Consider the following 19500-nt stretch of genomic DNA (forward strand, 5'->3'; position numbering starts at 1 on the left):
TGCCTACCCTGGAACGCGTCGCGCCCGCAGCACCCACGCCCCGATCCCCGCCACCAGCACCGTCCCCGCACCCAGTGCCGCGTACCCCAGCGCCCGCAACCGCGGACGCGCCGTCCCGGACGGGCCCGCCCCCGGCACCGCGACCCCCGTCACCCCGAAGCCCGTTCCGGTCAGCGCGCTCACGTAGCGGGGACCGGCCTGCGGCGCACCGCTGACTGCCACGCGCAACGTGACCGGGACCGTTCCGCTCGTGTACGACGCCACCTGGGGGTGCACGCCGACCTGCACGTAGTACCAGCCCGCCACCGGCGAGCCGTTGACCCGCGGATCCTGGGACCAGCGGTTGGCGTAACGCACCGGCGGGGTCTGCGCGGTGACCGCCGCGGACGTTCCGGTGTACGAGGCCGCGTCGCCGCCCGCGTAGCCGCGCGCCGGGTCGTAGACGGTGACGCTCACGCCGCCGCCGGTGAAGCCGCCCGCCCGCGTGACGTGCGCGGCGCCGAAGGCCGCGGTGACGGAGAGGGACTGCCCCCAGTCGACGGGGACGCGGAAGTAGTGCGTGACGCCGGGCGCGAGGCGGTCGGTGTAGACGCCCGTACCCGGCACGCGGGCGGCGGCGTCCATCGCGACGGCGCCGGACAGCGGACGCGGTGCCGTGGTGACCGTGGGCGGGGGCGAGGAGACGAAGCCCTCCGGCGAACCGGCGCCCCCGCCCGCCGCGGCTCCCGAAGCCCCGGCCCCCGCCACACCCGGCTCGTTCATGAAGCGGATGTCCAGTGGCCAGACGTCCCCGGACGAGGTGCCGGCGCTGTCGCGCTCGACGACCAGCAGATAGGTGCCGGCCCCGTGGCAGGGCCCGTCCGCCCCGGCGACGCGACGGACGGCGCCTCCCACCGGGGCCGTGGCGTCGTCCGCGCCGAACCGTGCGTCGTACGCGTCGCACAGCGCGCCGCCCGAGCTCAACAGCCGCAGGCTGACACCGTCGATGAAGGAGACCCGGCTGCCCGGGCGGGGGACGGCGAAGACCGACAGGTACGCGGTGGAGGCGGCGTCCAGCCGTACCGCGTAGTACTTGGACTCACCCTTCGCGAGGCCGTCGCGGTAGGCGCGTCCCGTCTCCAGCCGGGGTGGATCGCCGGGACCCGCGCTGCCGTGCACCTCGACGCCGTCCGGGACCCAGACCGGCGTCGCCGCGGCGCCCGCGTCCGTGCTCGCCGCACGGGCGGATAACGCGAGCGGCGGCGCGGTCGCCGCCAGAGCCCCCAGAGCGGCCAGCGCCGCCAGAGCGGCCGGCAGCGCCAGGGCGGCGAACCGGTGGTGCCGTCTCATACCCCACCCCTCGAACCCCCCGAGCCCACGACCCCGCGATCCGCCGTCGTGCTGCGGCGAAGCTATTGATGTGCGAGGGCGAATTCAAGAGCGGGTGAGGCCCGGGCCGTGAGCGAGTGAGGCCCCGACCGCGCCTTGGGCGGTCGGGGCCTCACCGGAGAGTTGGGGGTTTTCAGGCGCTCGTGCCGGAACCCGCCGGTACGGAGTCCGTCGCCTCCGTCCACAGGTCCTGCTCGGCGCGGTCCGCCTGGATCTGGCGGTACACGAGGAGCCCGCCGATGGCGGCCAGTGCGACCAGGAGAAGCTTCTTCACCGCGCGACCTCGTCCTTCTTGCGTTTGGGGATCCTCCGACGCGCCCGATGATACACACCGGCCGATACCGAACAGTGACCTCCCCGCCCCCGGCGACGAGCGACCCCGTTTCGCGGCGAAGCCCACGCCACTCCCCAGCCACGCCCCCGTCGGCCCGCCCCGCAGAGAAGCCCGGGATCCAACGCTCCCGTCGGCCCGCCCCCGCAGAAATCCCACGCCACCCCGATCCAACGCCCCCGGAGCCCCGCCCCCGCAGAAGGGGGGTGCGGGTGGGCGAAGCCCCCCGCCACGCGCGGCGAAGCCGCGCAAAAACGACGAAGGCGAGGAGGTCCACGCTTTCCGTGGACACGCCTCGCCTATCGCGTTCGTGGGGCTAACAGGACTTGAACCTGTGGCCTCTTCCTTATCAGGGAAGCGCTCTAACCGTCTGAGCTATAGCCCCGCGCTGCACCGAAAGATTAGCGCACGTGGGGCCATGTCCCAAAATCGGTTCCCGCCGCTACTCGTCCTCCGCCAGCGTGAGCTCCACGCCGCCCACGAAACCGGCGGAGAGGTTGTAGACGAACGACCCCAGCGTGGCCAGCGCGGTCATCAGTACGACGTCGATCACGGCGATCACCGCCGTGAACATCACGACCCGCGGCAGCGACAGGAACGACTGGAGGTCGAACCCGCCCTGCGAACCCGAGCCGGTGGCGTCGCTGATGGTGCTGCCCACGGTGGAGAAGACACCGAGCGCGTCAAGCACCATCCACAGCACCGCGACCGCCACGACCGTGCAGATGCCCAGCGCGATCGAGAACAGGAAGCTGACCTTCATCACCGACCACGGATCGGCCTTGGCCACCCGCAGCCGGGCACTGCGGGTGCGCGGCGCGGTACGGGCCGCCGCCGGGCGGGGCTTGCGCACGCCCGGCGCACCGCTGCCGCCCACCGTCAGGCCCTGCCCGCCCTCCGTACCGGAAGGACCGGAGCGGCCGGAAGAACCGGCGGCACCGGAGGGACCGGCGGCACCGGTCGGCGGCAGGGGAGAAGCGGAGCCGGCGCCCTCGGACGTGCCGGAAGCGCCCTGGGACGGCACGGTCGCGCCCTTGGGCGGGGCGTACGCCTGCGGCGGGTGGTGCGGCTGGGGCGGGCGGGCGCCGCCTCGGGTGTCTGTCACGGTTGTCCCCCCACGGTGTGGGTCGTCGCGCTGTGGTCCCTGAGAGTCGTGCGATGCGGTGCCGACGGAGCCGGAGCGCCGCCCGCGAGGGCCGTCGCCCGCGCGTCACCCGAGGTGGCGTCCCCGGCTCCTGTCACGTCCTACTCCTGCGACTCGTCGGCCGCGGGCACGGCGCCCTCGGCCCCTTCGGCGCCCTCCGCTGCGGGGGTGCCGTCCGCTTCGACCTCTTCGGCCTCCGCGCCTGCCTCGGCGTTGCGGGCGATGCCGACGACGGCGTCCCGCTTGCCCAGGTTGATCAGTTGGACGCCCATGGTGTCACGGCCGGTTTCCCGCACTTCGCTGACGCGGGTGCGGATGACGCCGCCGCCGAGGGTGATGGCGAGGATCTCGTCGCTCTCCTCGACCACCAGGGCACCGACCAGGGAGCCGCGGTCCTCGACGATCTTCGCCGCCTTGATACCGAGACCGCCCCGGCCCTGGACACGGTACTCATCGACCGGGGTCCGCTTGGCGTAGCCGCCGTCGGTGGCGGTGAAGACGAAGGTATCGGCCCGCACCACGTTCATCGACAGCAGTTCGTCGCCCTCGCGGAAGCTCATGCCCTTCACGCCGGAGGTCGCCCGGCCCATCGGCCGCAGCGCGTCGTCGGTGGCGGTGAAGCGGATGGACTGCGCCTTGCGGCTGATCAGCAGCAGATCGTCCTCGGCGGAGACCAGTTCGGCGCCGATCAGCTCGTCCTCGCGGCCGTCGTCCATCGCGCGCAGGTTGATCGCGATGACGCCGCCGGCCCGCGGGGAGTCGTAGTCCTTGAGCGGGGTCTTCTTCACCAGGCCGGACTTGGTGGCGAGCACCAGGTAGGGCGCCGCCTCGTAGTCACGCACCGCCATGATCTGCGCGATGTGCTCGTCCGGCTGGAACGCCAGCAGGTTGGCGACGTGCTGGCCGCGCGCGTCCCGTCCGGCGTCCGGGAGTTCGTACGCCTTGGCGCGGTAGACGCGGCCCTTGTTGGTGAAGAACAGCAGCCAGTTGTGCGTGGTGGTGACGAAGAAGTGGTCGACGATGTCGTCCTGCTTCAGCTGGGTGCCGCGCACGCCCTTGCCGCCGCGCTTCTGCGAGCGGTAGTGCTCGGTCTTGGTGCGCTTGACGTAGCCGCCACGCGTGATGGTGACGACGATGTCCTCCTCGGCGATCAGGTCCTCGATGGACATGTCGCCGTCGAAGGGCACCAGCTGGCTGCGCCGGTCGTCGCCGAACTTCTCGACGATCGCGGTCAGCTCCTCGCTGATGATGCCGCGCTGCCGCTCCGGCGAGGCGAGGATCGCGTTGTACTCGTCGATCTTCGCCTGGAGTTCGTCGTGCTCGGCGACGATCTTCTGCCGCTCCAGGGCGGCCAGGCGGCGCAGCTGCATCTCCAGGATCGCGTTGGCCTGGATCTCGTCGATCTCCAGCAGGTCCATCAGGCCGCCGCGCGCGGTGTCGACGGTGTCGCTGCGCCGGATCAGCGCGATGACCTCGTCGATGGCGTCCAGGGCCTTGAGCAGGCCGCGCAGGATGTGGGCGCGCTCCTCCGCCTTGCGCAGCCGGAAGCGGGTGCGGCGGACGATGACCTCGATCTGGTGCGTCACCCAGTGACGGATGAACGCGTCGAGCGACAGGGTGCGCGGCACACCGTCGACCAGCGCCAGCATGTTGGCGCCGAAGTTGGTCTGCAGGTCGGTGTGCTTGTAGAGGTTGTTGAGCACGACCTTGGCGACCGCGTCCCGCTTCAGGACGATGACCAGGCGCTGGCCGGTGCGCGAGGAGGTCTCGTCGCGCACGTCGGCGATGCCGCCGACCCTGCCGTCCTTGACGAGGTCGGCGATCTTCTGCGCGAGGTTGTCCGGGTTGACCTGGTACGGCAGTTCGGTGACGACCAGGCACTGGCGGTTCTGGATCTCCTCGACCTCGACGACCGCGCGCATGGTGATCGAGCCGCGCCCGGTGCGGTACGCGTCCTCGATGCCGCGGCGGCCGACGACCAGGCCGCCGGTGGGGAAGTCCGGGCCCTTGATGCGCTGCATCAGGGCTTCGAGCAGTTCCTCGGCGGAGGCGGCCGGGTTGGCCAGGTACCACTGGGCGCCCTCGGCGACCTCGCGCAGGTTGTGCGGCGGGATGTTGGTCGCCATGCCGACCGCGATGCCGGCGGAGCCGTTGATCAGCAGGTTGGGGAAGCGCGACGGCAGGACCGTCGGCTCCTGGTTGCGGCCGTCGTAGTTGTCCTGGAAGTCGACGGTGTCCTCGTCGATGTCCCGGACCATCTCCATCGACAGCGGCGCCATCTTGCACTCGGTGTACCGCATGGCGGCGGCCGGGTCGTTGCCCGGGGAACCGAAGTTGCCGTTGGAGTCCACCAGCGGCATCCGCATCGCCCACGACTGCGCCAGGCGCACCAGGGCGTCGTAGATGGAGGCGTCGCCGTGCGGGTGGTACGTACCCATGACGTCACCGACGACGCGGGCGCACTTGTAGAAGCCCTTCTCGGGCCGGTAGCCACCGTCGTACATCGCGTACAGCACCCGGCGGTGCACCGGCTTGAGCCCGTCGCGCACGTCCGGCAGCGCACGCGAGACGATCACGCTCATCGCGTAGTCGAGGTAGCTGCGCTGCATCTCGGTTTCGAGCCCGACCGGCTCGACGCGCATCCCGACGCCCTCGACGGCGGCCGGGCCGCCCTCCGGCGTGACGGGCGTGGGGGAGCCGTCGGGGGTGATGGGGGTCTCGTCGGCCATTGCTGGTCAAAGTCCTTTCGCGGTCCGGCTGTTCGGCAGGCCGACTCAGATGTCGAGGAAGCGGACGTCCTTGGCGTTGCGCTGGATGAACGAGCGCCGCGCCTCGACGTCCTCGCCCATCAGGACGGAGAACAGGTCGTCGGCCTGGGCCGCGTCGTCCAGGCTGACCTGGCCGAGGACCCGGTGGTCGATGTCCATGGTGGTCACCCGCAGTTCCTCGGCGTTCATCTCGCCGAGACCCTTGAAGCGCTGCACCGAGTCGTCCCTGATGCGCTTGCCGGCCTGCTTGCCCAGCTCGATCAGCGCGTCGCGCTCGCGGTCGGAGTACGCGTACTCGACGTCGTTCTCGCGCCACTTGATCTTGTACAGCGGCGGGCGGGAGAGGTAGACGTGCCCGGCCTCGACCAGCGGCCGCATGAAGCGGAACAGGAAGGTCAGCAGCAGGGTGTTGATGTGCTGGCCGTCGACGTCGGCGTCCGCCATCAGGATGATCTTGTGATAGCGCAGCTTCGCGATGTCGAAGTCGTCGTGGACACCGGTGCCGAAGGCCGAGATGAGGGCCTGGATCTCCTGGTTCTGCAGGATCTTGTCGATCCTGGCCTTCTCCACGTTGAGGATCTTGCCGCGGATCGGGAGGATCGCCTGGTACTGCGGGTCACGGCCGGACTTGGCCGAGCCGCCCGCGGAGTCGCCCTCGACGATGAAGATCTCGCACTTGGCCGGGTCGTTGGACTGGCAGTCCGACAGCTTGCCGGGCAGCGACGCGCTCTCCAGCAGCCCCTTGCGCCGGGTCAGGTCGCGCGCCTTGCGGGCGGCGACCCGGGCGGTGGCGGCCTGGATGCCCTTGCGGACGATGTCGGCGGCCTCGTTGGGGTTGCGGTCGAACCAGTCGGTGAGGTGCTCGTGCACGACCTTCTGGACGTACGTCTTCGCCTCGGTGTTGCCCAGCTTGGTCTTGGTCTGGCCCTCGAACTGCGGCTCGCCCAGCTTCACCGAGATGATCGCGGTCAGACCCTCGCGGATGTCCTCGCCGCTGAGGTTCTCGTCCTTCTCGCGCAGCAGCTTCTTCTCCCGCGCGTAGCGGTTGACCAGGCCGGTCAGCGCGGCGCGGAAGCCCTCCTCATGGGTGCCGCCCTCGTGGGTGTGGATGGTGTTGGCGAACGAGTAGACACCCTCGGTGTACTGGGAGTTCCACTGCATCGCCAGCTCCACCGACAGGAGCCGCTCGGTGTCCTCGGCCTCCACGGAGATCACCGAGGGGTGGATGACCTCGCCCTTGCGGGAGTTGAGGTACTTCACGAAGTCGACGATGCCGCCCTCGTAGTGGTACCGCACCGACAGCGGGTTGCCCTCCTCGTCGACGTGCTCGGGGCGCTCGTCGGTCAGCGAGATGGTCAGGCCCTTGTTGAGGAACGCCATCTCCTGGAAGCGCCGCGAGAGGGTCTCGAAGGAGTACTCGGTGGTCTCGAAGATGTCGCCGTCGGCCCAGAACGTCACCGACGTGCCGGTCTCGTCGGTCGCCTCGTGCTGCGCCAGCGGCGCGGTGGGCACGCCCAGCTTGTAGTCCTGGGTCCAGCGGTGGCCGTCGGTCCTGACCTCCACGGCGACCCGGTGGGACAGCGCGTTCACCACGGAGACGCCCACGCCGTGCAGACCGCCGGAGACCGCGTAGCCGCCGCCGCCGAACTTACCGCCCGCGTGCAGCACCGTCAGCACGACCTCGACCGCGGGCTTGCCCTCGGACGGGATGATGCCGACCGGGATGCCGCGGCCGTTGTCGATGACGCGCACGCCGCCGTCGGCCAGGATCGTCACGCCGATGGTGTCCGCGTGCCCGGCGAGCGCCTCGTCGACCGAGTTGTCCACGACCTCGTAGACGAGGTGGTGCAGACCGCGCTCACCGGTCGACCCGATGTACATGCCGGGACGCTTGCGGACCGCGTCGAGGCCTTCGAGGACGGTGATCGCGCTGGCGTCGTACGAAGCGCCGCCTGCCGCCTTGCCGTTCGGCGGAACGGTCTCGGACGGCGCGCCGTCCGTGGGCGCGCCGGTGCCGGCGGTGGGTGTGCGGTTCTCGTTGGGGTTGCCGGAATCGGCCACGAAGCGCCCTTTCTGGCACAGCACGAGCCGACTCCGGGCACGCCGGAGCGGCTACGTCGTTCGACAGGTTCCGCGAGGTCTCCCCTGCCGGTGGCAGAGGCGGGCGGACTGCTCCCCAGTCTACCGGTAGCGGCGACATAGAGGGGGGTTTGCCGGTGCCTGAGTTCCCATGTGCCGGTCCCGGAGGCCTTGCGCCGACTCCCCATACGCGGCCCTGGACTCCAGGCGGCTCACACGGGCGCTCAGGGCTTCGCCGCGATTACAGCCCGCGCCGGTCCGGTACGGGAGGGAACGTCCCGTGATGACCACTGTGACGGGCGGTCGATGCGCGCCGCCGAAAGTGAGACGTACGTCACCCGTAGGTGTCACCCGGTCCCCTGCTGCCAGGGGCACGCAAGCGACCATAGGTACGGGTGGGGCCGGTGGGACCGAGGACCTTGATCAGCTTCACCGTGCCGTGGCCCAGGTCCGCGTTGAGCCGGGCGACCAGCTGCGGGGCGAGCAGCCTGAGCTGGGTCGCCCAGGCCGTCGCGTCGCACCGCACGGTCAGCACCCGCTCGCGTTCGTCGTAGCTCTCCGGCTCGCAGTGCTTGGCCACCTCGTCGCCCACGATCTGCGGCCAGCGCCCCATCACGCCGCCCACCGCCGCCGGAGCCTCCCAGCCGCGTTCGGTGATCAGGCGGTTGATGGCGGCGCCCAACGGCAGCGGATCGCGTCCGTCGGCGCGGGCTCCGGAGCGCAGACCGCCGCGCCGGGCCTGCCGGCGTTCCTGGGCGGCGGCGCCACGGGCCCGGGCCTGCTCCTTGGCGGCGCGCAGGGCGACGCGGGCGAGATCGACGCCGGACAGGGGGGTGCCGGAGCCAGCGGCGGACGCCGAGTCGGAGGCGGACGCCGAGTCGGAGGCGGACGCCGAGTCGGAGGCGGACGCCGAGTCGGAGGCGGACGCGGACGCGGGCGTGGCGGCGGGGCCCGGGCCGGACGCGGCGGGGCCGTCGGGCTGCTGCCGGCCGGTCATACGCGGTCCACCTCTCCGTCCGAGACCCGGAACCGCGCCCCGGACAGCGCCCCGGGCACGTCGTCGTCGACCGCCGCCGTCACGAGCACCTGCTCGCCCGGAGCCACCAGTTCCGCCAGCCGGTCCCTGCGCCGGGCGTCCAGCTCGGCGAAGACGTCGTCCAGGATCAGCACCGGTTCGCCGCCCGCGCGTTCGCCGTCGGCGCGCAGCAGCTCGTACGAGGCGAGCCGCAGCGCCAGCGCGTACGACCAGGACTCGCCGTGGCTCGCGTACCCCTTGGCGGGCAACTCCCCCAGTTTCAGGAGCAGATCGTCGCGGTGCGGCCCGACCAGCGTGACCCCGCGCTCGATCTCCTGCTTGCGCGCCCCCTCCAGCGCGCCCATCAGCACCTCGTACAGCTCCTCGCGCGAGCGCGCCCCGGCGGTCTCGCTGGACGGGCGGTACTCCAGGCCCACCGGGCCGCCACCGGGCGCCAGTTGCTCGTACGCCTTGTCGGTCAGCGGTTCCAGGCCCGCGACGAGGTCGAGCCGCTGGGCCAGCAACTCCGCTCCGTGGCGCGCCAGATGCTGGTCCCACACGTCCAGCGTGGACAGGTCCGCCCCGCGGCCGCCGCCGTGCCTGCGGGCCAGCGCGGCCGACTTCAGCAGGGTGTTGCGCTGCCGCAGCACCCGTTCGTAGTCCTGCCGCACCCCCGCCATCCGGGGCGCGCGCAGGGTGACCAGCTCGTCGAGGAACCGGCGGCGCTCGCCGGGATCGCCCTTGACCAGCGACAGGTCCTCCGGCGCGAACAGCACGGTACGGACGATCCCCAGCACGTCACGCGGGCGCACCTGCGAAGAGCGGTTGATCCGGGCGCGGTTGGCACGGCCCGGGTTGATCTCCAGTTCGACCAGCTGCTGCCGGTCCCCGTGGGCCACGGAGGCGCGCACCACCGCACGTTCGGCGCCCATCCGTACCAGCGGGGCGTCCGAGGCGACCCGGTGGCTGCCGAGGGTCGCCAGATAGCCGACCGCCTCGACGAGGTTGGTCTTGCCCTGCCCGTTCGGGCCCACGAAAGCGGTGACGCCCGGGTCGAGCGGTACCTCGACCCGGGCGTAGGAACGGAAGTCGGCGAGCGAGAGGTGCGCTACGTGCATCGCGTGCGGTGGCACTGGCGAAGTCGCCGGCGCCGGCCTCCTGTTCCTCTCGACATGCCTGCTGGCGTGGCTACTTGGACTTGTCCGCGCTGGCCTCGACCGCGTGACCGCCGAACTGGTTGCGCAGCGCCGCGATCATCTTCATCGACGGCGAGTCGTCCTGCCGCGAGGAGAAACGGGCGAACAGCGACGCGGTGATCGCCGGCAGCGGCACCGCGTGGTCGATCGCCGCCTCGACCGTCCAGCGGCCCTCGCCGGAGTCCTGCGCGAAGCCGCGCAGCTTCTCCAGGTGCTCGTCGTCGTCCAGCGCGTTGACCGCGAGGTCCAGCAGCCAGGAGCGGATGACGGTGCCCTCGCGCCAGGAACGGAAGACCTCGCGCACGTCGGTGACCGAGTCGACGGCCTCCAGCAGCTCCCAGCCCTCGGCGTACGCCTGCATCATCGCGTACTCGATGCCGTTGTGGACCATCTTGGCGAAGTGGCCGGCGCCGACCTTGCCCGCGTGCACCGAACCGAAGTCGCCCTCGGGCTTGAGCGCGTCGAAGATGGGCTGGACCTTCGCCACGTCCTTGGCGTCGCCGCCGTACATCAGGGCGTAGCCGTTCTTCAGGCCCCAGACGCCGCCGGAGACACCGCAGTCGACGAACCCGATGCCGCGTTCGGCCAGTTCCGCCGCGTGCTTCTCGTCGTCCGTCCAGCGGGAGTTGCCGCCGTCGACCACGACGTCGCCGGGGGACAGCAGCCGGCCGAGCTCGTCGATCGTGGCCTGGGTGGGCTCGCCCGCCGGGACCATCACCCACACCACCCGCGGGCCCTGCAGCGCGTCCACCAGCGCCTTGAGGCTGGCGACGTCGGCGAGGTCCTGGTTGCGGTCGTACCCGACGACGGTGTGGCCGGCGCGGCGGATGCGCTCGCGCATGTTGCCGCCCATCTTGCCGAGACCGATGAGACCGAGCTCCATCACTGATCCTTCGTTCGATGCGTGCCTGACCGTAGGTCCGAGCCTACGTCCCGGCCCGGCGCCGGGCGCGGCGGACGCTGCGACCGGACGCGAGCCGGGATCGGCGGGCGGGTGCGGGACGGGACCGGCGGACGCGGGCGTGGGCCGGGTCAGCCCGACAGGCGCACCGGCATGATCAGGTACTTGTACGCGTCGTCCGCCTCGGTGTCGATCGCGGGGCGGCCGCTGAGCAGCGCGGGCTTGGTGGAGGTGGTGAACGACAGCTGCGCGACCGGGGAGTCGATGGCGCTCAGACCGTCCAGCAGGAAGGTCGGGTTGAACGCGATCGAGATGTCGTCGCCCTCCAGCTGGGCGTCGACCCTTTCCACAGCCTGTGCGTCGTCGCTCGATCCGGCCTCCAGGGTCAGCACACCTGTGGAGAAGCTCAGCCGGATCGGGGTGTTGCGCTCGGCGACCAGCGCGACGCGCTTGACGGCCTCGACGAACGGCGCGGTCTCGATCACCGCGACCGAGGCGAACTCGGTCGGGAACAGCGTGCGGTACTTCGGCAGGTCGCCTTCGAGCAGCCGGGTCGTGGTGCGGCGGCCGGCGCCCTCGAAGCCGATCAGGCCCTCGCCCTGGCCCGCTCCGGCCAGCGCGATCGAGACGGTGTCACCGCTGGTCAGCGCCTTGGCGGTGTCCAGCAGGGTCTTGGCGGGGACCAGCGCGACGGCGGAGATGTCCGGCACCTCGGGCTTCCACAGGAACTCGCGGACGGCGAACCGGTAGCGGTCGGTGGCGGCGAGCGTGACGGTGTCGCCCTCGATCTCGATGCGGACACCGGTCAGCACCGGCAGGGTGTCGTCGCGGCCGGCGGCGACGGCGACCTGGGAGACGGCGGCGGCGAAGACCTCACCGGGGACGGAGCCGGAGGCGGTCGGCATCTGCGGCAGGGCCGGGTACTCCTCCACAGGCAGGGTGTGGAGTGTGAATCGCGAGCTGCCGCAGACCACGGTGACCCGCACGCCGTCGGTGGAGATCTCCACAGGCCTGTTGGGAAGTGCCCGCGAGATGTCGGCGAGCAGGCGGCCGGAGACCAGGACCGTGCCCTCCTCGTCGATCTCCGCGTCGACGGAGACCCGGGCCGAGACCTCGTAGTCGAAGGCCGACAGGCTCAGCTGCCCTTCCTCGGCCTTCAGCAGCAGTCCGGCGAGGACCGGGGCCGGGGGGCGGGCCGGGAGACTCCGGGCTGCCCAGGCCACTGCATCCGCGAGTACGTCGCGCTCCACCCGGAACTTCACCGGAACCGCCTCCTGCTGTTTCTGGCTTGCTGGCTGTCTGTGCCGACCGTCCTCACGGCCATCTGCCGGAGAACAGTCTGACGCACACCGCTGACATCAGGTGCGGGTTGGGGTCAAGCCGGGACCTCGGGTCGCGGCGAGCTCGGAGCCCGGTTGTGCACAGGCCCGACTTCGATCTTGCTCGCTCGCTCTCTACGTGTAGTCGTAGTAATAGGGGGTGTGGATACCGTGGATAACCGGTTCCTGCCCAGGTCAGGGGTGATTTTTTATCCACCGCGCCTGTGGGTGGAGCCGGTGGACAACCCGGCTCCGCTGTGGACAGCCGGAAGTTGTGCACACCCGATGCACAGGTGACCCGGGGTTCTCCCCAGACTCGTCCCCAGGAATACCCACGTTGTCCCCAGGCCAATCCAGCACCTTGGTGTGACGGCTTTCACTCCATCCGGCGACGGGGCCCGTTTCGTTGCCGAACAGTGGACAGACCTGTGGAGAAGCTGTTCATAACTCCGGTCCGCCTGTGGGCGAGCGGTGGACAACCGCGAACACCCTTGGTGGACAAGGTCGTTGTCCACAGTCTGTGGAGGAAGGTTAACCACATTTCCACACCCTTCTGACCAGCGGCGATGATCTTCCGGCGGACACCCCTGTGGAGGGATTCGGGACAACTCCGCTCTCCCCAGGCTGTGGACAGCGGATCCGGCCGGATTCTGTGGACGAAGGGGCCTCTGACCTGCGTATTCGAACAGCGGGGGGTGGGGGTGTGGATGGGCGGTCGGCGGGGGGCGCGGGTCCGGAGGCCCTCCGGAGGCCCTCCGGAGGCCCTCCGGCGGGCCGTCGAGGGGCCTTCGGAGGGCTTTCGGGGGCCGGAGAAGGCGGGCGGGTCCGGCAGGCTTCCGGGGTCGGAGAGGCGGCGCACCGGCACGCCTTCGGAGGCCGGAGCGGGGCCGGTGCGGCATCGCGGGGGGCGTCGGCGCGTGCGTCGGCGGCCGTCCGGGCGCAGCCCCCGAAACGCCGGTGGGCGTGGGGAGAACCTGCTCCCCACGCCCACCGACAGGCCGGCCCCGGCGGGCCGGGCCGCTAGCTCTTGATGCGGTTGGTCAGCTCCGTGACCTGGTTGTAGATGGACCGCCGCTCCGCCATCAGCGCGCGGATCTTGCGGTCCGCGTGCATCACCGTCGTGTGGTCGCGGCCGCCGAACAGCGCGCCGATCTTCGGCAGCGACAGGTCCGTCAGCTCGCGGCACAGGTACATCGCGATCTGCCGCGCGGTGACCAGGACCCGGCTGCGCGAGGAGCCGCACAGGTCGTCCACCGTCAGCCCGAAGTACGCGGCCGTCTCCGCCATGATCGCGTTGCCGGTGATCTCGGGCACCGCGTCCTCGCCGCCGGGGATCAGGTCCTTCAGGACGATCTCCGTCAACTGCAGGTCCACCGGCTGCCGGTTGAGGCTGGCGAAGGCGGTCACCCGGATCAACGCGCCTTCCAGCTCACGGATGTTGCGCGAGATCCGTGACGCGATGAACTCCAGCACCTCCGGCGGCGCGTTCAGCTGCTCCTGCACCGCCTTCTTGCGCAGGATCGCGATCCGGGTCTCCAGCTCGGGCGGCTGGACGTCGGTGATCAGGCCCCACTCGAAGCGGTTGCGCAGTCGGTCCTCCAGGGTGACCAGCTGCTTGGGCGGCCGGTCGGAGGAGAGCACGATCTGCTTGTTGGCGTTGTGCAGGGTGTTGAAGGTGTGGAAGAACTCCTCCTGCGTCGACTCCTTCTGGGCCAGGAACTGGATGTCGTCGACGAGCAGGATGTCCATCTCGCGGTAGCGCTTGCGGAAGGTGTCGCCCTTGCCATCGCGGATGGAGTTGATGAACTCGTTGGTGAACTCCTCCGAGCTGACGTACCGCACCCGGGTGCCCGGGTAGAGGCTGCGCGCGTAGTGCCCGATGGCGTGCAGCAGGTGCGTCTTGCCCAGGCCGGACTCGCCGTAGATGAACAGTGGGTTGTACGCCTTGGCCGGCGCCTCGGCGACCGCGACCGCCGCGGCGTGCGCGAAGCGGTTGGAGGCACCGATGACGAAGGTGTCGAAGAGGTACTTCGGGTTCAGCCGCGCGGTCGGCTCGCCGGGGCCCGGCGCGGGCGCCGGCTGCGCGGCCAGCGGACCGGGGGCACCGCTCGGGGCGGGCAGCGGGGGCTGCTCACCGGGGCGCACACCGCCGCCGGGGCGCTCCGGGAGCTGGTGCGCCGGGAGCTGGTGCGGCTGCGGGTAGCCGGACTGACGGCCGTAGCCGGGCTCGGCGTAGTCGTCCCGCTTGTACGCGTCGCGGTCGTCCCGCTTGTACTCGTCGCGCTTGCCGTAGTCCTTGCCGTACTCCTTGCGCGGACCGGGCGGCGTCGCGTTGCCGTACGGGTCGCGGTCGTCGTAGCCGTCGTGCAGCGGCTGCTGCCAGTCTCCGGAGTCCCCGTGCCCGCGGCCGTGCCCGTGACCGTGGTCCTGGCCGCGACCGGGTCCCTGCCCGCCAGGCCCTCCGGGGCCGGCCTGCCCGCCGCCGACCGCTCCGCCGCCGTACGGGTCGGCGCCGCCGGGGCGCGGCCAGGCGCCGGGCAGCTCGCGGCCGCCCGGGTAGTCGGGGTAGGCGCGCCGCATCGTGGGTTCGTCGTCGCCGCGCCCGTAGTCGTCGTACTCGTGCCGCTGCTCGCGACGCTGTTCGCCGTAGGACGGCGGGGCGGACGCCTGCTGGGGTACGGGGGCCGGGCGCTGCGGCGCGGGCCCCGACGCACCGGGATCGGCACTGGAGTCGACGGTGATCGCGATCCTGATCGGGCGGCCGAACTCGCGGCCCAGCCCCTCGGTGATCACGTCCAACAGCCGGCCCTCCAGCACGCCCTTCGCGTACTCGTTGGGCGCGGCCAGCAGCGCGGTGTCGGCGACCAGGGCGAGCGCCTGGCAGGCGTTGAGCCAGCGGCGGTCCTTGGCGTCGACCCCCTGGCCGTCCGCGAGGAGCTGTTCGAGCACGCGCGGCCACACTGCGGCAAGATCGGCAGTCACATCGGCCACAGTGCACGCTCTCTCGATCGGTCGGTGGGGTGGGCGGTCGGCTCTCGGTCGGAGCGGGCACCGGCTCCGCCCCTGGTACCCGGGCGTCCCCGGCCTCCCACGAAGGTGTGATTCCTGGGGTGTGCGGGAAAGATGCCGGGTTGGGCCGGAGTCACCTGGGTTCGGCCACGGTAGTCAGCGCCGCATACGTGGTTCAAGTCGTTGTCCACAGGGTGTGTACAAATGTGCCATGCCCGGGCGGGCTCTGGTTCCGTGGGAGGGGTCGGCGCGTCGCGGCTCCGGCGCGGTTTGACCGGATGGCGTAGCCCCGCGTACCGTGGCGAGGTCGAGTTGTCGATGGCTGCTGCCGCCTGCCTTACGAAGGGCACAGACCACCTCGAGTGGCTGGATCAGCGGTGCACCTAGGGCGTATCGCGAGACTTCGTGGGCGCACGGTGACAGCCAAGCGACGCCCCACGCCCGTCTCGACCGAGACGACAAGCATTCCTGGAGTCCCCGAGTGAGCAAGCGCACCTTCCAGCCGAACAACCGCCGCCGCGCGAAGACCCACGGCTTCCGGCTGCGCATGCGCACCCGTGCCGGTCGCGCCATCCTCGCGTCGCGCCGCAGCAAGGGCCGCGCGCGCCTGTCCGCCTGAGTTCGCACGGGTCATGCTGTGCTGCCCACCGAGAACCGGCTGAGGCGGCGCCAGGACTTCGCGACCGCGGTACGACGCGGGCGCCGGGCCGGACGCCCGCTGCTCGTCGTGCACCTGCGAGAAGGTCAGACCACGGACCCGCACGCTGCGGGGGGGAGTGCTCCCCCGGCGCGTGCGGGTTTCGTCGTGAGCAAGGCCGTCGGTGGTGCCGTCCAGCGCAACCTGGTCAAGCGGCGCCTGCGGCATCTCGTGCGCGATCGGCTCTCCGTGCTGCCCGCGGGTAGCCTGGTGGTGGTACGGGCACTGCCAGGCGCCGGTACCGCGGATCACACAGCCCTGGCCCGCGACCTGGACGCCGCACTGCGGCGGCTACTGGGGGGAGGGGGCGTGAAGTGAAGTATCCGTTGATGTGGCTGATCAAGCTGTACCAGTGGACCATCAGCCCGCTCCTCGGGCCGGTCTGCAAGTACTACCCCTCCTGTTCCCACTACGGGTACCAGGCCATCGCCACGCACGGGGCGGTGAAGGGCACGGCCCTGACCGTCTGGCGCGTCCTGCGATGCAACCCGTGGTCCCTCGGCGGCGTGGATCACGTGCCGCCCCGCAAACGCCCGCCGTGGCACGCTCGGCTTCGCCAAGCCCTGCGGAAGACCCCCAGCGGCCAGCCGGCCGCTGACGCCGACCGGGCCGCCGAGACCCAGCCCACTGCCCAAGGAGCCTGTTAAGTGGGAACGATTCTGAGTCCCCTCTACACCGCTGTTTCCTGGATCATCGTCCAGTTCCACTCGCTGTACAGCCTGGTCTTCGATCCGGACAGCGGCTGGGCGTGGGGGCTGTCCATCGTCTCGCTGGTGGTGCTGATCCGCATCTGCCTGATCCCGCTGTTCGTCAAGCAGATCAAGGCGACGCGGAACATGCAGGTGCTCCAGCCGAAGATGAAGGCGATCCAGGAGCGCTACAAGAACGACAAGCAGCGCCAGTCCGAAGAGATGATGAAGCTGTACCGGGAGTCGGGTACCAACCCGCTCTCGAGCTGCTTGCCGATCATCGTCCAGTCGCCGTTCTTCATGTCGCTGTACGGCGTGCTGCACAACATCGCCAGCGGTCACCAGGTCGGCGTGATCCACGCGAACCTGCTGGACAGCGCGCGTAAGGCGCACATCTTCGGTGCCCCGCTGTCGGTCAAGTTCACCGACAGCGCCAGCAAGATCACCTCGCTCGGCGCCTCGGCGACCGATGTGCGGATCGTCACGATCGTCATGATCATCCTGATGTCGGCGTCGCAGTTCTACACTCAGCGCCAGCTGATGACCAAGAACGTCGACATGACGGTGAAGACGCCGTTCATGCAGCAGCAGAAGATGCTGATGTACGTCTTCCCCGTGATGTTCGCCGTCTTCGGCATCAACTTCCCCGTCGGTGTCCTGGTCTACTGGCTGACCACCAACGTGTGGACCATGGGTCAGCAGATGGTCGTCATCCGCCGCAACCCCACCCCGGGCAGCATCGCGTTCAAGGAGCGCCAGGAGCGCCTGAAGGCCAAGGGCAAGCTGGACGAGGAGCCGGCCGCCAAGGCCCGCACCGCCGAGGGCGGCCAGCCGGTCCGCCGCCAGCAGCCGAAGCGGCAGACCAAGGCCCAGCGCCAGCACACCGGCGGTGCCGCCGGCACGACCGGTGCGGCCTCCTCCGTGGACTCGTCCGGATCCGGTGGCTCGACCGCCGCGTCCTCCGGCTCGTCCGACTCCTCGGCCTCTGGTTCCGACTCGGGTTCCGCCTCCGCCGACGGAGCCGGGACGAAGAAGGAGACTCCGGCCAAGGACGCCCCTGCCAAGGGCGCGGCCAAGCCGGGGAAGTCCTCGGGCGGCACCAAGGCCGGGCCGCAGCGCAAGGGCCAGCAGCGGCCCAAGCACCCGTCGAAGAAGTAGTCCGCGGCGCTCCAGCCCCGCCGCGCGGCGCCCGTGGTACGGCGTCCGGTGGTACAGCGCACGCACGCAGGATCCGGGCGCCGGATCCGCAGCACGGATCCGCATATGGATAGGAGTCCATCCGTGACGGAAGGCAACACCCCCGTCGTCGAGGGCGAGGACGCCCTGACCCGCCTGGAGCAGGAAGGCGAGATCGCCGCCGACTACCTCGAAGGGCTGCTGGACATCGCCGACCTCGACGGTGACATCGACATGGACGTCGAGGGCGATCGGGCCGCCGTCTCGATCGTCGGTGACTCGGGCCGCGACCTGCAGAAGCTGGTCGGCCGGGACGGCGAGGTGCTGGAGGCGCTCCAGGAGCTGACCCGTCTCGCGGTGCACCGGGAGACCGGCGACCGCAGCCGCCTGATGCTGGACATCGGCGGATTCCGGGCCCGTAAGCGCGCCGAGCTGACGGAGCTGGGCACCAAGGCGGCCCAGGACGCCAAGACCTCCGGTGAGCCGGTCAAGCTGCGGCCGATGACCCCGTTCGAACGCAAGGTCGTGCACGACGCGGTGGCGGCGGCCGGGCTGCGCAGCGAGTCGGAGGGCGAGGAGCCCCAGCGCAGGGTGGTCGTCCTACCGGCCTGACCGCGGTAGGTGGGGCCCGCCCCGGCTCCGTTCCTCATGTGAATTCCTCCAGGCCCCGCCTGCGGTTCGGGAAGGCTCCCGACCATGACGCAGGCGGGGCCTGGAGCTGTCAGCCTGGTAGTGAGCGGATTCCTCCACTGCGATCCGCCGTAACCGAAGGGACGTCCCCGTGACGGAGGCAGCAGCCGAGCTTCCCCCCGCACCCGAGCAGGCGCGCGAGATCTTCGGCGATCGGTTCGCCGACGCCGTGCGGTACGCCGAGCTGCTCGCCGACGCCGGGGTGCGCCGGGGACTGATCGGGCCCCGCGAGGTGCCCCGGCTGTGGGAGCGCCACCTGCTGAACTGCGCCGTGCTCTCCGACGTGGTGCCGGACGGGGTCTCGGTGTGCGACGTCGGCTCCGGCGCCGGTCTGCCGGGCATTCCGCTGGCGCTGGCCAGGGGCGACCTGCGGATCACCCTGCTGGAACCGCTCCTGCGCCGCACGACCTTTCTGGAGGAGGTCGTCTCCCTGCTCGGGCTGGACAACGTCGAGGTGGTGCGGGGCCGTGCCGAGGAGATGATCGGCCATCTGCCGCAGGTGGACGTGGTCACGGCCCGCGCGGTCGCTCCGCTGGACCGGCTGGCCGGCTGGGGTCTGCCGCTGCTGCGGCCGCATGGCGAGATGCTCGCGCTGAAGGGCGACACCGCGGAAGAGGAGCTGAAGGCGGCGCGTGCGGCGCTGGATCGGCTCGGCGCGGTGGACACCGGTGTGGTCCTGGCGGGCTCCGGCCTGGTCGATCCCCCGTCAACTGTCGTGCGCGTACTGGTCGGTGAGAGCCCTGGTGGCGTTCGGGCGGCCACACGGCGTGCCAAGGCCGCCCGCGCGAACCGCCCGGTGCGCAGCGGCAACCGTCACCGCCGCTGACCCGGTTACCGCGATCGCCACCATCGCTGACTCGGTGGCCGCGAGCGCGACCTTTGCTGACGCGGTGGTTGAGCCGCGACCGGCTCCGCGCGGGCCTGGCTGTGCTCCATACAAACGGCCAAACCTACATATTTCGGAGTGTCGTGGAGTAAGCGGGCGCCGCCCTGTGCATCGTGTTTCACGTGAAACGTCGCTCCTTGCTGCCAGGAATCCTCAGTCGTGGCTGCGCCGCGGCCGAAGCGCGCTCGCGTAAGCCCAACCAGGTGACGGATCTATCCACAAACGCAGATTC

At 70.9% G+C, this 19500-nt stretch carries 15 protein-coding genes, 1 tRNA gene and 2 pseudogenes; 6 read left to right on the plus strand and 12 right to left on the minus strand.

Annotated elements, in window-relative coordinates; translation table 11 throughout:
- Positions 1-3: 3 nt before the first annotated feature.
- The 12 genes and pseudogenes from K7472_RS25290 to K7472_RS33865 form a co-directional block, all read right to left on the minus strand.
- Positions 4-1329 (minus strand): hypothetical protein, encoded by a 1326-nt coding sequence (locus tag K7472_RS25290; protein WP_222980858.1) that lies wholly within the window; start codon positions 1327-1329, stop codon positions 4-6.
- A gap of 172 nt (positions 1330-1501) precedes the next feature.
- On the minus strand, positions 1502-1642 hold the full coding sequence (locus K7472_RS25295) for a DLW-39 family protein (RefSeq protein WP_014143844.1): 141 nt from the start codon (positions 1640-1642) through the stop codon (positions 1502-1504).
- 368 nt (positions 1643-2010) lie between these two features.
- A tRNA-Ile gene (locus K7472_RS25300) sits at positions 2011-2084 on the minus strand.
- A 57-nt stretch (positions 2085-2141) separates the two neighbouring features.
- The gene (locus tag K7472_RS25305) at positions 2142-2804 is read right to left on the minus strand and encodes a DUF3566 domain-containing protein (protein WP_308014079.1); all 663 of its coding nucleotides are present in this window, start codon (positions 2802-2804) and stop codon (positions 2142-2144) included.
- Positions 2805-2944: 140 nt separating this feature from the next.
- Complete coding sequence (gyrA, locus tag K7472_RS25310; RefSeq protein ID WP_222980859.1) at positions 2945-5572, minus strand: DNA gyrase subunit A; 2628 nt, start codon at positions 5570-5572, stop codon at positions 2945-2947.
- A gap of 45 nt (positions 5573-5617) precedes the next feature.
- Entirely contained in the window at positions 5618-7696 is a 2079-nt protein-coding gene (gene gyrB, locus K7472_RS25315) for a DNA topoisomerase (ATP-hydrolyzing) subunit B (protein ID WP_222980860.1), read from the minus strand.
- 328 nt (positions 7697-8024) lie between these two features.
- Complete coding sequence (locus tag K7472_RS25320; protein WP_222980861.1) at positions 8025-8687, minus strand: DciA family protein; 663 nt, start codon at positions 8685-8687, stop codon at positions 8025-8027.
- On the minus strand, positions 8684-9823 hold the full coding sequence (recF, locus tag K7472_RS25325) for a DNA replication/repair protein RecF (protein ID WP_222980862.1): 1140 nt from the start codon (positions 9821-9823) through the stop codon (positions 8684-8686). The genes K7472_RS25320 and recF overlap by 4 nt, the downstream gene beginning before the upstream one ends.
- A gap of 70 nt (positions 9824-9893) precedes the next feature.
- The gene (gene gnd, locus K7472_RS25330) at positions 9894-10784 is read right to left on the minus strand and encodes a phosphogluconate dehydrogenase (NAD(+)-dependent, decarboxylating) (RefSeq protein WP_222980863.1); all 891 of its coding nucleotides are present in this window, start codon (positions 10782-10784) and stop codon (positions 9894-9896) included.
- A gap of 149 nt (positions 10785-10933) precedes the next feature.
- Complete coding sequence (dnaN, locus tag K7472_RS25335) at positions 10934-12064, minus strand: DNA polymerase III subunit beta (protein WP_222980864.1); 1131 nt, start codon at positions 12062-12064, stop codon at positions 10934-10936.
- Between the two features lie 1077 nt (positions 12065-13141).
- Positions 13142-14293 (minus strand): annotated as a pseudogene (gene dnaA, locus K7472_RS33860) (chromosomal replication initiator protein DnaA); the annotation flags it as partial.
- 324 nt (positions 14294-14617) lie between these two features.
- Positions 14618-15112, minus strand: a pseudogene (locus K7472_RS33865) (chromosomal replication initiator protein DnaA); the annotation flags it as partial.
- Positions 15113-15611: 499 nt separating this feature from the next.
- Here K7472_RS33865 and rpmH point away from each other — a divergent pair.
- From rpmH to rsmG, 6 genes are all read left to right on the plus strand, one after another.
- Positions 15612-15749 carry a 50S ribosomal protein L34 gene (rpmH, locus tag K7472_RS25345; RefSeq protein WP_003956500.1) on the plus strand — a complete coding sequence of 46 codons (138 nt, stop codon included), beginning with the start codon at positions 15612-15614 and terminating at the stop codon, positions 15747-15749.
- A gap of 18 nt (positions 15750-15767) precedes the next feature.
- Positions 15768-16145 (plus strand): ribonuclease P protein component, encoded by a 378-nt coding sequence (gene rnpA, locus K7472_RS25350; RefSeq protein WP_222980866.1) that lies wholly within the window; start codon positions 15768-15770, stop codon positions 16143-16145.
- Positions 16142-16474, plus strand: a complete 333-nt coding sequence (gene yidD, locus K7472_RS25355) for a membrane protein insertion efficiency factor YidD (RefSeq protein WP_222980867.1) — start codon at positions 16142-16144, stop codon at positions 16472-16474. Before rnpA ends, yidD begins: the two co-directional genes overlap by 4 nt.
- Positions 16475-17674, plus strand: a complete 1200-nt coding sequence (gene yidC / locus K7472_RS25360) for a membrane protein insertase YidC (protein WP_222980868.1) — start codon at positions 16475-16477, stop codon at positions 17672-17674. It begins immediately after the preceding gene.
- 123 nt (positions 17675-17797) lie between these two features.
- Positions 17798-18304 (plus strand): Jag family protein, encoded by a 507-nt coding sequence (locus K7472_RS25365; RefSeq protein WP_372458058.1) that lies wholly within the window; start codon positions 17798-17800, stop codon positions 18302-18304.
- A 169-nt stretch (positions 18305-18473) separates the two neighbouring features.
- Positions 18474-19208: a 16S rRNA (guanine(527)-N(7))-methyltransferase RsmG gene (gene rsmG, locus K7472_RS25370; RefSeq protein WP_222980870.1), complete on the plus strand. Its 735-nt coding sequence runs from the start codon at positions 18474-18476 to the stop codon at positions 19206-19208.
- Positions 19209-19500 lie beyond the last annotated feature (292 nt).

It is taken from the genome of Streptantibioticus parmotrematis, assembly GCF_019890615.1.
Lineage (GTDB): Bacteria > Actinomycetota > Actinomycetes > Streptomycetales > Streptomycetaceae > Streptantibioticus_D > Streptantibioticus_D parmotrematis.